The following is a 12,645-nucleotide window of genomic DNA, read 5'->3' as shown; positions in this document are numbered from 1 at the left end:
AATCTAATTCAATAACGATTAGTTGATATTAATATAATAAAAAAAATATATATTAATTTATCAAACTAAAATTGGGAGAAATACATGAAAGGGTATTGGATTGCTAAATACAAAACTGCTGAAGATGCAATAAAATTAGGTAGTTATGCGGAAAAAGCTTTGAAAGCTATTACTAGTTTTGGAGGGAAGCCTTTGGTGCGAGGTGGAAAATATATAACTCTCGAAGGAAAGGAATTTATAAGAACAGTTATTTGGGAATTTAAAGATTATGATACAGCATTAAATTGTTACAGATCTAAAGATTATCAAGAAGCTTGGTCGATAGCAAAAAATACAGTTTTAAGGGATCTTATGATTGTTGAGGGTATTTAATATTCGACAGGCACAGGATCTATACTTCTCCACATATACCACGTTGCAACTGTAGAATAAGGATGCCACTTATTTTTAAAAAAATCTAACTGTTCCTTTTTTAAAGGATATTCTTTTCTATAATTCACAGAAATTGCTTTAATTAATCCAATATCTGAGAATGGAAAAATATTAGATCGATTAAGATTAAAAATTAAAAACATTTGTGCCGTCCAAACTCCTATCCCTTTAATTCTAACCAAATGCTTAATCGCGTCCTCATCTGGCATTTGCTCTAATATTTTAATATCTAAAGTTTTATCAAAAAATTCTTTCGCTATAATTTTCAGATACAAAATTTTTTGACGCGATAAACCAGCAGAAGCCAATTGTCTTTTTTGTAGTTTTAAAACATTTTTTGGAGTAATTTTTTTTACAATTTTTCCAAACTTTAACCACACTGAATCGGCCGCTTTAACAGAAATTTGCTGTCCAATAATTGATCTGCATAAAGAATAAAAAGGATCTCCTCGTGTAACCAAATGTCCGTCATATTTACTAATAATCTTTGCTAATTTTTTATCTTTTTTAGATAAAAATTTTTTTGCATCATCCCAATAATGTGGTGGTTTTTTTTTCATAAAACGGTATTTTTTATTTTTTTCACTTGTTCGCGTCGAAAAATTATAAAAGAACTAATAACAATTATAACTGCACCTATAACCGTTGTAACTGAAGGAATTTCAGAAAAAATATAATAGCCAAAAATAATTGCTGATAAGACGCTTAAATATTTAAGAGGAGTTATTAATGATGCATCAGCTCTTCTATATGCTGTTGTCATGAATAAATTTGCTATAGACCCGCAAATTCCAATCATAATTAAATAAATTAAATCTATAGTGTTTGGAAAAATCCAAGCTTCAAAAAAGAATGCAAATGAACTAACAACTATTAAAAGAGCAGTAAAATAAAAGGCTATAAGATAATCAGGTTCTGTCTTTGATAATTTTTTAATTGAAACAGCAACAATACTAAACCCAATGCAGTAAAATATTGGGAAGATAGAATAAATATTGAATAAACTAGTCCCTGGCTTTGTAATAAAAAGAACGCCAGTTAATCCTGCTAAAACTGCAAACCATCTTCTGTAACCAACGATCTCTTTTAAAAAAATTATTGAAAATATAGTTACAAAAACTGGTGCTGCTTGCGCGATAGAAACAACGTCTGCAAGCTGCATATGTTTTACTGCAATAAATGTTGAAACCATTGCAAAAGTGCCAAAAAAGGCTCTAATAAAATGTAACTTTGGTTTGTCAGTTTTAAAAAAAATAAATATTTTTTTTTTAGGTATTAAAAAAAAAATAGGGATCAGGCCAAACAAGCCTCTAAAAAAAGCAACTTCACCAATTGGATAATATTTAGTTGTTAATTTAACAAAAATATCCATCGCAGAAAAACAGGCAACGCTTAACAACATGTAAAATGAACCTGTTCTATTAGACAATAGCATGAATATATTTTACCTAAATCTTTTCATAACATATAAAAATAACTTTAATATAAAATTTTATGAGTGTTGCTATTTTTGCTGCTGGATGTTTTTGGGGAGTTGAAAAAAAATTTGACCTGACAAAAGGTGTTACAAAAGCAGAAGTTGGATATACAGGTGGTAGAATTAAAAATCCAACTTATGAACAAGTTTGTTATGAAGAAACAGGTCATGCTGAAGCTGTGAGAATATATTTTGATGAAAATATTATAAGCTACAAACAATTATTAGATGTGTTCTGGAAATCTCACAATCCAACCACGTTAAATAGACAAGGTCCTGATATTGGTGAACAATATCGTTCAGCAATATTTTACTTAGATAATAATCAAAAAGTTGAAGCAGAAAAATCAAAGCAAGAGATGAACAAAACTACATTTAACAACAGCATCGTAACTGAAATTACTAAAGCAGATGAATTTTATTTAGCAGAAGAATACCATCAAAAATATCTAAAAAAATTAGGAAAATATTAATGTCATTAGTAACAACGGACTGGCTAGATAAAAATCTTTATACAGATAATATTAAAATTTTGGATTGCTCTTGGCATATGCCAAATACAAAAAGAATTGGAAAAGATGAGTTTTTAAAAGAGCATATTCCTAATGCTATTTTTTTTGATATCGATAAATTTTCTGATCCTTTAGGAAAATTTCCACACACCATTCCGCCTAAAGATTTATTTGAAAAACTATGCTCAGAGACTGGTATTAAAAATTCAGATCATATAATTGTATATGATAGTCTTGGTATTTTTAGCTCTCCAAGAGTGTGGTGGATGTTTAATCATTTTAACCACAGCAATGTTTCAATTTTGGATGGAGGTTTAATTAAATGGAAAAATGAGAATAAAAAATTAGAAAACGGAGATAAAAAAAATATCTCTAAAAGTAATTTTAAATGCTCAACTATAGATAATTTACTTACTACTATTAAACAAGTTCAACAAAACATTCATAATAAAAAATTTGATTTAATAGACGCTAGAAGCAAAGGTAGATTTGAAGGTGTTGATCCTGAGCCTAGACCAGAAATTAAAAGTGGATCTATTCCAAATAGTTGCAACGTACCTTGGCCTGAGTGCATTGATCCGATTACAAAATGTTTTTTACCAGAACAAGATATAAGAAATAAATTTAAAAAAATTAATATCAATGAAAATTCAAATGCGGTTTTTTCATGTGGATCAGGTGTAACAGCTTGTATCATTGCAAAAGCATTTAATATTATTGGTGGTAAAAAATTCTCAATTTATGATGGCTCCTGGACGGAATGGGCTAGTCAACAAAAAGACGAAATAGTTCAATAAATTCAATTAATATAAAAATTCTTTTTTTAATTAAACCGTGATATGAAGACGTTTTCATGAATGCCAAAAAAAAAATTATCATTATTACAGGAATTATTGTCCTATTAGTTGTTGCAGTTGTTGCGGGAAGATTAATTCTTAACAGCTACATACAAAAACAAATTAATGTTACAAGACCAACAGAAGTTACTACGTATTCAGTTAAAACTGCAAAGTTTTTTGAAACTATAGACACTTTTGGAACAGCAATTGCTAATCAATCTTTTGCGATTAGAATTAAAAAAGTAGATTTAATTAGTTCAGTAGAATTTGATAAAAATTTAATAGTTCAAAAAAATCAGCTTATTGCTCAATTGAAGAACGATAAAATTGTTGCACCTTTCACAGGAAGATTAGGTGTTAGAGAAATAACGCCTGGTATCTTTGGTAGCGATGAATCAATTATAGCAACTTTGGATGATATAGATTCAGTTAAAGTTGATGTTAAAATTCCTGAAAACTATTCAAGCATTTTAAAAAGGAATTTAAGAGTAGAAGTAAGCACAGATGACTTACAAGAAAAATTTACTGGAATTTTAGAAACCGTAAGCTCAAGAGTTGATCCTATTACGAGATCTATATTAACGCAGGTTCGAATTAAAAATACGGGACTTAAAATTGTGCCGGGGATGTTAATAAATATTTCTATTATTTATAACGAAAAAGAGGCTTTAGAAGTTCCGGAAGAATCTATAGTTCAACAAGGAAATAAAACTATTGTTTATAAAATTATAGACGACAAATCAGTTGCACTTACAGAGGTTAAAGTGGGTTTAAGAAATTTTGGTAAAGCAGAAATTATTTCTGGGTTAAATTCTGGTGATCAAATTGTAAAAGAAGGTATTTCAAAGATAAGGGATAAATCTTTAATTAAAGTTGTTAACTAATACAAATGTTACTAACTGATATTTCAATAAAACGTCCAGTTTTTGCAACTGTGATGTCCATTGTATTAATTATATTTGGCCTTGTTGTTTTTAGTAAAATTCCAGTTCGAGAACTTCCTAACATTGACCCTTCAGTTGTAACTGTAAGAACAGACTACACTGGAGCTTCTGCCGAAATTGTTGATTCACAAATCACTCAGCTTATTGAAGATACCGTTGGAGGAACTCAGGGAATTAGAACGATATCATCATCAAGCGTTGATGGAAGATCAACCATTAAAATGGAATTTGAGATTGGTGTAAACGTTGACGAAGCGGCTAACGATGTGAGAGATGCTGTTTCAAAAGTAACAAACAGCTTACCCACGAATGCATCTGGTCAGCCTTTAAGTTTACCAGTTATATTCAAAACTACGGAGAGCAATACAATAACTATTTGGCTTAGATTAAGAAGCAAAAATTTATCAAACATAGAATTGAGTGATTATGCGCTCAGATATTTAACAGGTTATTTTTCAAGTGTGCCTGGCGTTGGACAGATTATTCTTAGCGGTGAAAAACAATTATCGATAAGAGTTTGGTTAAATCCTATAGCACTTGCTTCTAGGGATATAACCGAACAAGAGGTAGAAGCTGTTTTACTTAAAGAGAATTTAGATTTTCCAGCTGGTAAATTAAATTCTAAAAATACTGATTTAGTATTAAAATTAGATAGGAATTATAAAAATGTTAACGATTTTAAAAATTTAGTTCTTAAAACTCAAAAAGATGGTTCGGTTGTAAGATTAAAAGATGTAGCAAGAGTTGAAATTGGGGCCTTAAATATAGAAACAATGTTTAAAGGTAATGGTTATCCAGTAGTTGGTATTGGAATTTATCAGCAATCGGATGCAAATACTATTGACGTTGCTAAAGGAGTAATAAAAAGACTTCAGGAAGTTAAAAAAAATCTTCCGGAGGGTCTCGAGCTTGATGTTGCTTTTGACCGATCAGAATATATCAAGGCTGCAGTTGATGAAGTTTATAAAACACTTTTTATTTCTGTAATTCTAGTTGTTGCAATTATTTATTTATTTTTAGGAAATCTTTCTGCAGTTGTCATCCCAACCCTTGCAATTCCGGTTTCGTTAATATCAACATTTCTTGCAATTCGATTTGCAAATTTTAGTATTAATTTATTCACCTTAATGGCACTCGTAGTTGCGATTGGTCTGGTAGTCGATGATGCTATTGTGATGCTTGAAAATATCTATCGAAGGATGGAACAAGGAGAGACCTCTTTAGTTGCGGCTTATAAAGGAGCAAGTCAGGTTTCTTTTGCAATTATTTCAACTACGGTTGTTTTAATTGCAGTTTTTATGCCACTAATATTCGTTCAAGGAATTGTTGGAAAATTATTCACGGAACTTGCATTAACGCTTTCTTTTTCAGTAGCGATATCGGCTTTTGTGGCATTAACACTATCACCTATGCTTGCGTCTAAATATTTAAAAATATCTCATGAAAAACCAAAGCTTGTTGAAAAGTTTGATTTATATCTAAACAGATTTACAAATTTTTACTTTGAAACTTTAAATTTAATATTACACAAAAAAAAAGAAGTTATAATTTTTCTAGTTTCGATTTTAATTATAATTGGAATTTTATTCAAATTAACTCCTAAAGAATTAGTTCCTCCAGAAGATAGAGGAGTTTTTTATGTAGTCGTTCAAGCGCCTGATGGAGCTGGTTATGAATACACAAAAGAAAAAACTGAAAAAATTGAAAGTTTATTTTTAAGCAAACTTGGTAAAGGTGAGTACAAAGAAGTTCTTGCTAGAATACCTGGTTTTGGTGCTTCGGCTGGACAAGTAAATTCTGGCTTTATTGTAGTCCTGCTTGAGGACTGGGGTAAAAGAAAAGCTTTTACGGGTAAAAATTTAGGTGAAGTATTTCAACAACTGAATACGTTTCCGGGAGTTAAAGCATTTCCTATTATGCCACAAAGTTTGAGAGGTGGAGCTGCGGATAAACCAATTCAATTCGTTTTAAAAGGAAATACTTATGAACAGTTAATTGAATGGAAAGAAATTCTAAAAAAAGAAATAGCTAATAATAAAAATTTAGTAAACGTGGACGATGATTTGGATTTAACAATTCCTCAATTAGTTCTTAAAATTAATAAAGAAAAAGCTGCTGATCTTGGAATTAATATCAACCAAATTGGTAATACCTTACAAACAATGTATGGATCAAAAGAGGTTACAAAATATCTATACAACGGAAGAACTTACTCTGTAATGCTACAAGCAGATCTTAAAAATAGAGTAAAACCTTCTGATCTTAAACAAATATATCTAAGAACGGGTTCTGGTAAACTTGTGTCTTTATCAACAATTGCTTCTTTTGAAACTGCCGCAACTTTTACATCTCTTAATAGATACAACAGAGAAAGAGCTGTAACGATAAGCGCTAGAATGGTTGGGGACTATACAATTGAACGAGCTCTTAATTACTTAGAAACATTAGTAAAACAAAAATTACCACCTGAAGCTAGAGTGGATTACAAAGGAGAATCCTTTGAATATAAAAATACTAGCTCGGACATTTATTTCATATTTATACTTGCATTATTTACAGCTTATTTATCTCTTGCTGCGCAATTTGAAAACTGGAAACACCCATTAACAATCATGTTAACTGTCCCTCTTGCAATTTTAGGAGGAATTATTGGTCTATGGATTATAGGAAGTTCAATAAATATTTACAGTCAGATTGCATTAATTGTCTTGATAGGACTCGCCGCCAAGAACGGAATTTTAATTGTTGAATTTGCTAATCAACTTCGCGCTGAAGGCAAAACTATTGAGCAAGCGATTATTGAATCTTGCAAAGTAAGATTAAGACCAATCTTGATGACTTCTATTGCAACTATTGTTGGAGTGATACCGCTAATCATCGCAACAGGAGCTGGAGCAGCAAGTAGAATGACTGTTGGAATAGTCATATTTATGGGAATACTCTTCTCAACTTTATTTACGCTATACGTTATTCCAGCAATGTATTTAATGATTGGAAAAGATTCTGGAAGAGTTGATGCCGTTGAAATCGAACTTGAAAGACAGCTAAAAGAAAGTTCTAATAAATAAAATACTTATTAGTAGTTAACTGATGTTTGCATCGCTCAAGCTGGGCTTTGTATTTTTTTGCCGCTCTTTCCACTGATCTTGCGTACGGAATAACCTTTGGTGAATTCTTGTAATTTTTAAAATTGCCCCACCCTTCATGATAAGCAATATATTGTTTAAAATAATCATTCTTTGGAATTTTTAATAATTGATGAGTTTTATTTATATACCAACCAATAAAATCAACTGAATCATTAAAGCTTACTCTAAGCGCGAGTTGCTGATTAGTTTCACGTTGAAATTGTTCCCAAGTTTTATCAACCGCTTGCGAATATCCAAAAGCTGTCGATTTTCTTTTATAAGGAATAACTTTAAATAATTTATCCCACTCAGGCAAAGCCAGCCAATCAAAATCAGATTCTCTTTGAATAATTGCCATCTGCAATTCCACAGGGGCTCCCCATTTTTTTTCTGAATTCTTTACAAATTTGTACCAGAAATAATTGTCAGTAAACATTTGACAAGTATCTGCGGTATTTCTTGGTGCAGTAATGCAAGAAGTAATAAATAAAAGAGATAAATATAATAAGAATTTAAGTCTGTTTCGAATCATTAAAACAAACTTAATTTAAATAAAAAAAAATTTAAACAAGTCTATTGAACAGAACTCTTAATCCAGCGCAAAAAATCTTTGTTACCATTTTTTAAACTCACAAAAATAATGCATGGGCAGTCATAAGAATGAATTTTTTTTACATGAATTATGATTTTATTCATATTTTTAGCTGTTGTTTTGCCGATGAGGACTATCTCCTTTGCAGTGTTAATTTTTTTATTCCATTTAAAATAAGATTTTATACCAGGTAAAATATTTACGCAGGCTGCTAGATTTTTTTTAACAAGATCGGAGGCTATTTTTTCTGCTTCTTTTTTATTCTTACAAGTAATGTAAAATAATTTATAATCACTCATGAATTTTTAGTATCACAATTTAAAAAATAAAAAATGTATAATTTAATTCTAGTCAGACATGGTCAAAGTCAATGGAACTTAGAAAATAGATTTACAGGTTGGTATGATTCTGATCTTACAAAAAAAGGAATAGAGGAAGCTCAACAAGCAGGATCATTAATTAAAGATCTTAATATTAATTTTAATTTTGCTTTTACCTCTTTTCAAAAGAGAGCGATTCTAACTTTAGATGAAATAAATAAAAAATTAGATCAGAGCATTAAAACAATTATTAAGGCTTGGGAGTTAAACGAGAGGCATTACGGAGCGCTTCAAGGTCTTAATAAAGAAGAAACTGCTAAAAAACATGGTGAGCAACAAGTAAAACTTTGGAGAAGAAGTTATGATATTCCTCCGCCAGCTATGGATAGGAGTAATCCTGATCATCCCGTGCATTATCCAATCTATAAAAATATTAATAAAGATTTAATTCCAGATACTGAATCATTAAAAGATACTTTTAAGAGGGTTATTCCTTATTACGATAGTAAAATTTTACCTGTTTTAAAAAAAGAAAAGCACTTAATCGTATCAGCACATGGCAACAGTTTAAGATCTCTTTGTAAAAAAATATTTAATATAAGTGATAGCGCAATTGTTGAATTGGAAATTCCAACTGGAAATCCAATTCATATTAAATTTAAAGAAGATATGAGTGTGTTAAGCAGTTCTTATCTTGATCAAAAAAGAGCAAAACCTATTCCGATTAACGAATAAGGTCTAATTTTTTTAGTTTCTCGTAAATAGATAAATCAGTCACGTGATAAAATATATTTGGTGACACTTCTCCAACCATTTTTTTATCAGCAATTGCTTCATCCCAAACGGGTTGAATGGAAAAGTTTTCATTCACTTTACTCTTTAATAAAGTAGGATTAATGATCTGGCAGCCTGTAAAAATTAAATTATTAGTATCTCCAGGTTGTCTAAATAAGAAAGGCTCAGATTTTATAGTAAAATCGCCTCTTAAAGTTTTATCAAAACTATTCTCCTTTTTTATCATTAAAAGACCGGACCAAGCGTTATGTTGAGTAAAGTTTTTATATAAATTTTTTAATGGAGATAAATACTCATCGGACCAAATCGTATCGCTATTAATAGAGATAAAAGGCTTATCTTGAAAAAAATCTAACGCATTACGAATTCCACCACCTGTGCCAAGAATATCTTTTTCTTTAAAAATTTTAATATCGTATTTATTTTTATTATTCTCAGCAAAAGAGATAATCTGGTCTCCCAAGTGATGAGTGTTAATAGCAAAGCTTTTAACGCCAAATTTTTTTAAAAAATTTAAGGTATTCTCAAGTAAACTAACATTATTAATTTTTAATAATGGTTTTGGAGTAGTATTTGTAAGTGGAAGAACTCTTTTTCCAAAGCCAGCGGCTAGAACAATCGCTCGTTCAATCATTTACCTTTTAAACACCACTCAATAATACCTTTTTGACAGTGCAGTCTATTTTCAGCTTGCTGCCACACTACTGATTGTTTTCCATCAATAACACCAGCACTAACCTCTTCTCCTCTTTGCGCTGGTAAGTCATGCATAAAAATTGCATCTTTTTTTGCAATCTTCATTAATTTTTCATTCACTTGAAAATTTTTAAATGCTTTTCTTTTTTTACTTAAGTTTCCTTTATCACCCATAGAAATCCATTTATCCGTCATAATACAATCTGCATTATCTGCGGCGTCTTTTGCATCATGTAGTATTTCAATATCTGCTTTTCTCTTTTTCGCCCAAGCAATAACTTTTTTCGATGGCATATAATCTTTCGGACAAGCAATCTTTAATTCAAAATCAAATTGAGCGGCAGCTTCCATCAAAGAATTGGTAACGTTATTACCATCACCAACCCAAGCAATTTTCTTTCCTTTAATTGAACCTTTAATTTCTTCAAAGGTCATTACATCACTTAAAATCTGACAAGGATGACTGTCGTTAGTTAATCCATTGATAATAGGAACTGTAAGAAGCTCTGAAAATTTTAACAAAGTACTATGTTCAAAAGTTCTAAGCATAACAATATCTGAAAAGGCCGAAAAAATTCTTGCCGTATCTTCTATAGTTTCTCCTCCAATTCCAACGTGCAAATTCTCAGAGTTAATAACAATAGTTTGACCCCCAAGCTGTCTCATTGCTAAATCAAAAGACAATCTTGTTCTTGTAGATGGTTTTTCAAAAACCATAAGCAGCATTTTACCTTCTAAAGGATTGTCTTTATCTACAAGGACTTTGCCTTTGGTACTTCTATTTTTTTTTCTAGTCTTAGAATTTTCGACAATCTGTCTCAAATCTCTTTTATCAATTAGACTTAAATCTAAAAAATGTTTCATAATTAAAATTCAGAACAAGTTTTTGTAATTATTCTTATTGCTTCATCAATATCTTTTTTTTCAACTATAAGCGCAGGTAATAATCTTACAACGCTATCACCAGCTTTTACTGCTAGCATTTTATTTTGAAATAAATGATCTAAAAACTTACCATTGTCTACTTTTAGCTTAATCCCTCTTAAAAGACCAATCCCTCTTACCTGTTCAATCACATTGCCATATTGCTTTTGGACTTCTTTTAATTTTTTTTCAAAATAACTGCCGACTTCTTGAACGTGTTCTAAAAAACCTTTTTCTAAAATTATATCCAATACTGCATTGCCTACGCTCATCGCTAAAGGATTTCCTCCAAATGTGCTACCATGAGTTCCAGGCTTCATACCCACAGCAACTTTCTTATTTACCAAACATGCTCCTATTGGAAAACCTCCACCAATTCCTTTTGCGATAGGAACAATATCGGGAACAATATTTGCCCATTCAAATGCAAAAAATTTTCCAGTTCTTCCAATTCCACACTGAACCTCATCTAAAATAAGTAGAATTCCATTATCATCACAAAGCTTTCTTAAAGGTTTTAAACAATAGTCTGGAACAACTCTCACTCCGCCTTCTCCTTGAACAGTTTCAAGCATAATGGCAGCTGTATTTTTTGTAATTGCTTTCTTTAAAGCCTCATGATCACCAAATGGAACTTGATCAAAACCATCTACTTTAGGACCAAATCCAAGAGTATGCTCTTTGTTATTTGCGGCAAATAAAGCTGCTAGGGTTCTGCCGTGAAAAGCTCCTTCAAAAGTAATAATCCTATTTCTTTCTGGCTGACCTGTTTCAAAAAAATATTTTCTTGCAACTTTAATACTCGCCTCTGTTGCCTCTGTTCCTGAATTTACAAACATAACAAAATCAGCAAAAGTATTATCGGTTAATCTTTTTGCTAATTTTTCTTGTTCAGGAATTGTAAAGGCATTTGATACGTGCCATAATTTTTCTGATTGTTTTTTTATCGCCTCAACTAAATGTGGATGACAATGTCCTAAAGAATTAACAGCAATGCCAGAGACAAAATCTAAATATTTTTCTCCCGTTGTTGAAGTAAGATAAACACCTTTTCCTTCAGCAAAAGAAACTTCTCTTCTCTTATATGTGCCTAGTATTGAACTCATGAAAATTAGCTTTTAATTCTGTAACCTTTTTTAAAAAGGATATAACATATAAACCACAAAGCTAAATTGATAATTGTTAAATAAAAAAATCCAATAACAATTGATCCATCGGCCTGTCCTAAAAATCCATATCTAAATCCATCAATTGCATAAAAGAAAGGATTTGCGTGGCTAATATAATAAAAGATCGAATGTAGATTCTGTATAGAATAAAAAGTTCCTGATAAAAATGATAACGGGATAATAATAAAGTTTGTAACTGTTGCCATATTATCGAATTTTTGAGCCCATAACCCTGTAATAAATCCTAAACATGCAAGCATTGAAGATCCAAGCAAAGCAAATAGAAATATTATAAAAATATTATGAACTGGAACATGAGCAAACGGAATAACTACTAGCACAGAAAAAAACCCAATAATTAAACCTCTTGTGATTGCTCCTAAAAGCATTGCCGCTGTCACCTCCATAGCGCTAAGTGGAGGAAACAATATATCAACAATGTTTCCTTGGACTTTAGCAATCATTAAAGAAGAAGATGTGTTTGCAAACGAATTTTGTAATATCTGCATGCAGATTAAACCAGGCAATATAAAAACACCATATTCCTGACCTAAAACGTTATTTCTGTTAAGGCCTAGAGCTACTGTAAAAACTGCTAAAAAAAGAACTAATGTTACAACTGGTGAAAATACAGTTTGTATCCATACATTTAAAAATCTTAAAATTTCTTTTTTATAAAGCGTATAAAAACCAATCCAGTTGATGTTAATCACTACTGGAATTCTAATTTTATAATCTTTAATCGCGTTCATATTTTTAACTATTTATTAAAATATATAAATAAATGTGGATAGATTTACATAAATTAAATAAATCA

The 12,645-nt window shown here is 30.7% G+C and carries 14 protein-coding genes; 6 read left to right on the top strand and 8 right to left on the bottom strand.

Translation table 11 applies throughout. The features are described from left to right. The first annotated feature begins 84 nt into the window (after window positions 1-84). Window positions 85-372 carry a DUF1330 domain-containing protein gene (locus tag AC8IG9_RS01755; RefSeq protein ID WP_507425106.1) on the top strand — a complete coding sequence of 96 codons (288 nt, stop codon included), beginning with the start codon at window positions 85-87 and terminating at the stop codon, window positions 370-372. On the opposite strand, the gene AC8IG9_RS01750 is transcribed toward AC8IG9_RS01755, so the two are convergent. After that, window positions 369-992 carry a DNA-3-methyladenine glycosylase family protein gene (locus AC8IG9_RS01750; RefSeq protein WP_507425105.1) on the bottom strand — a complete coding sequence of 208 codons (624 nt, stop codon included), beginning with the start codon at window positions 990-992 and terminating at the stop codon, window positions 369-371. The genes AC8IG9_RS01755 and AC8IG9_RS01750 overlap by 4 nt on opposite strands. Continuing rightward, window positions 989-1,867, bottom strand: a complete 879-nt coding sequence (locus tag AC8IG9_RS01745; RefSeq protein ID WP_507425104.1) for a DMT family transporter — start codon at window positions 1,865-1,867, stop codon at window positions 989-991. The genes AC8IG9_RS01750 and AC8IG9_RS01745 overlap by 4 nt, the downstream gene beginning before the upstream one ends. A 59-nt stretch (window positions 1,868-1,926) precedes the next feature. Here AC8IG9_RS01745 and msrA point away from each other — a divergent pair, with 59 nt between their 5' ends. The 4 genes from msrA to AC8IG9_RS01725 are packed head-to-tail and all read left to right on the top strand — an operon-like array spanning window position 1,927 to window position 7,272. Next, window positions 1,927-2,382 carry a peptide-methionine (S)-S-oxide reductase MsrA gene (msrA, locus tag AC8IG9_RS01740; RefSeq protein ID WP_507425103.1) on the top strand — a complete coding sequence of 152 codons (456 nt, stop codon included), beginning with the start codon at window positions 1,927-1,929 and terminating at the stop codon, window positions 2,380-2,382. Next, window positions 2,382-3,218, top strand: coding sequence for a rhodanese-like domain-containing protein (locus AC8IG9_RS01735; RefSeq protein ID WP_507425102.1), 837 nt, complete (start codon window positions 2,382-2,384; stop codon window positions 3,216-3,218). The genes msrA and AC8IG9_RS01735 overlap by 1 nt, the downstream gene beginning before the upstream one ends. A 56-nt stretch (window positions 3,219-3,274) precedes the next feature. After that, the gene (locus AC8IG9_RS01730) at window positions 3,275-4,144 is read left to right on the top strand and encodes an efflux RND transporter periplasmic adaptor subunit (RefSeq protein ID WP_507425101.1); all 870 of its coding nucleotides are present in this window, start codon (window positions 3,275-3,277) and stop codon (window positions 4,142-4,144) included. 5 nt (window positions 4,145-4,149) lie between these two features. Beyond that, window positions 4,150-7,272, top strand: coding sequence for an efflux RND transporter permease subunit (locus tag AC8IG9_RS01725; protein ID WP_507425100.1), 3,123 nt, complete (start codon window positions 4,150-4,152; stop codon window positions 7,270-7,272). Here the strand turns inward: AC8IG9_RS01725 and AC8IG9_RS01720 are convergent. After that, window positions 7,262-7,864 (bottom strand): transglycosylase SLT domain-containing protein, encoded by a 603-nt coding sequence (locus tag AC8IG9_RS01720; protein ID WP_507425099.1) that lies wholly within the window; start codon window positions 7,862-7,864, stop codon window positions 7,262-7,264. The genes AC8IG9_RS01725 and AC8IG9_RS01720 overlap by 11 nt on opposite strands. Window positions 7,865-7,905: 41 nt before the next feature. Beyond that, complete coding sequence (gene cutA, locus AC8IG9_RS01715) at window positions 7,906-8,223, bottom strand: divalent-cation tolerance protein CutA (protein ID WP_507425098.1); 318 nt, start codon at window positions 8,221-8,223, stop codon at window positions 7,906-7,908. Between the two features lie 33 nt (window positions 8,224-8,256). Between cutA and gpmA the strand changes: the two genes are divergently transcribed. After that, the gene (gene gpmA / locus AC8IG9_RS01710) at window positions 8,257-8,979 is read left to right on the top strand and encodes a 2,3-diphosphoglycerate-dependent phosphoglycerate mutase (protein WP_507425097.1); all 723 of its coding nucleotides are present in this window, start codon (window positions 8,257-8,259) and stop codon (window positions 8,977-8,979) included. Here gpmA and AC8IG9_RS01705 read toward each other — a convergent pair. Genes AC8IG9_RS01705 through AC8IG9_RS01690 form a run of 4 tightly spaced genes read right to left on the bottom strand, consistent with a single transcriptional unit; the run spans window position 8,969 to window position 12,580 of the window. Further along, window positions 8,969-9,673 carry a nucleotidyltransferase family protein gene (locus tag AC8IG9_RS01705; protein WP_507425096.1) on the bottom strand — a complete coding sequence of 235 codons (705 nt, stop codon included), beginning with the start codon at window positions 9,671-9,673 and terminating at the stop codon, window positions 8,969-8,971. The two genes, gpmA and AC8IG9_RS01705, sit on opposite strands and share 11 nt — an antisense overlap. Beyond that, complete coding sequence (gene argF, locus AC8IG9_RS01700) at window positions 9,670-10,599, bottom strand: ornithine carbamoyltransferase (protein ID WP_507425095.1); 930 nt, start codon at window positions 10,597-10,599, stop codon at window positions 9,670-9,672. The genes AC8IG9_RS01705 and argF overlap by 4 nt, the downstream gene beginning before the upstream one ends. 2 nt (window positions 10,600-10,601) lie before the next feature. Then, window positions 10,602-11,765 carry an aspartate aminotransferase family protein gene (locus tag AC8IG9_RS01695; RefSeq protein ID WP_507425094.1) on the bottom strand — a complete coding sequence of 388 codons (1,164 nt, stop codon included), beginning with the start codon at window positions 11,763-11,765 and terminating at the stop codon, window positions 10,602-10,604. A 5-nt stretch (window positions 11,766-11,770) separates the two neighbouring features. Further along, complete coding sequence (locus AC8IG9_RS01690; protein ID WP_507425093.1) at window positions 11,771-12,580, bottom strand: ABC transporter permease; 810 nt, start codon at window positions 12,578-12,580, stop codon at window positions 11,771-11,773. Window positions 12,581-12,645: the final 65 nt, after the last annotated feature.

Source organism: Candidatus Allofontibacter sp., assembly GCF_040404065.1.
Taxonomy (GTDB): Bacteria; Pseudomonadota; Alphaproteobacteria; order Pelagibacterales; family Pelagibacteraceae; genus Fontibacterium.
Note: the sequence above shows the minus strand (reverse complement) of the source record. Positions and strands in the feature narration are given on the sequence as shown.

Excerpts from the sequence above, each read along its gene's own strand:
- AC8IG9_RS01755 (WP_507425106.1), top strand. The coding sequence starts at position 85 with ATGAAAGGGTATTGGATTGCTAAATACAAAACTGCTGAAGATGCAATA.
- AC8IG9_RS01750 (WP_507425105.1), bottom strand. The coding sequence starts at position 992 with ATGAAAAAAAAACCACCACATTATTGGGATGATGCAAAAAAATTTTTA.
- AC8IG9_RS01745 (WP_507425104.1), bottom strand. The coding sequence starts at position 1,867 with ATGCTATTGTCTAATAGAACAGGTTCATTTTACATGTTGTTAAGCGTT.
- msrA (WP_507425103.1), top strand. The coding sequence starts at position 1,927 with ATGAGTGTTGCTATTTTTGCTGCTGGATGTTTTTGGGGAGTTGAAAAA.
- AC8IG9_RS01735 (WP_507425102.1), top strand. The coding sequence starts at position 2,382 with ATGTCATTAGTAACAACGGACTGGCTAGATAAAAATCTTTATACAGAT.
- AC8IG9_RS01730 (WP_507425101.1), top strand. The coding sequence starts at position 3,275 with ATGAATGCCAAAAAAAAAATTATCATTATTACAGGAATTATTGTCCTA.
- AC8IG9_RS01725 (WP_507425100.1), top strand. The coding sequence starts at position 4,150 with ATGTTACTAACTGATATTTCAATAAAACGTCCAGTTTTTGCAACTGTG.
- AC8IG9_RS01720 (WP_507425099.1), bottom strand. The coding sequence starts at position 7,864 with ATGATTCGAAACAGACTTAAATTCTTATTATATTTATCTCTTTTATTT.
- cutA (WP_507425098.1), bottom strand. The coding sequence starts at position 8,223 with ATGAGTGATTATAAATTATTTTACATTACTTGTAAGAATAAAAAAGAA.
- gpmA (WP_507425097.1), top strand. The coding sequence starts at position 8,257 with ATGTATAATTTAATTCTAGTCAGACATGGTCAAAGTCAATGGAACTTA.
- AC8IG9_RS01705 (WP_507425096.1), bottom strand. The coding sequence starts at position 9,673 with ATGATTGAACGAGCGATTGTTCTAGCCGCTGGCTTTGGAAAAAGAGTT.
- argF (WP_507425095.1), bottom strand. The coding sequence starts at position 10,599 with ATGAAACATTTTTTAGATTTAAGTCTAATTGATAAAAGAGATTTGAGA.
- AC8IG9_RS01695 (WP_507425094.1), bottom strand. The coding sequence starts at position 11,765 with ATGAGTTCAATACTAGGCACATATAAGAGAAGAGAAGTTTCTTTTGCT.
- AC8IG9_RS01690 (WP_507425093.1), bottom strand. The coding sequence starts at position 12,580 with ATGAACGCGATTAAAGATTATAAAATTAGAATTCCAGTAGTGATTAAC.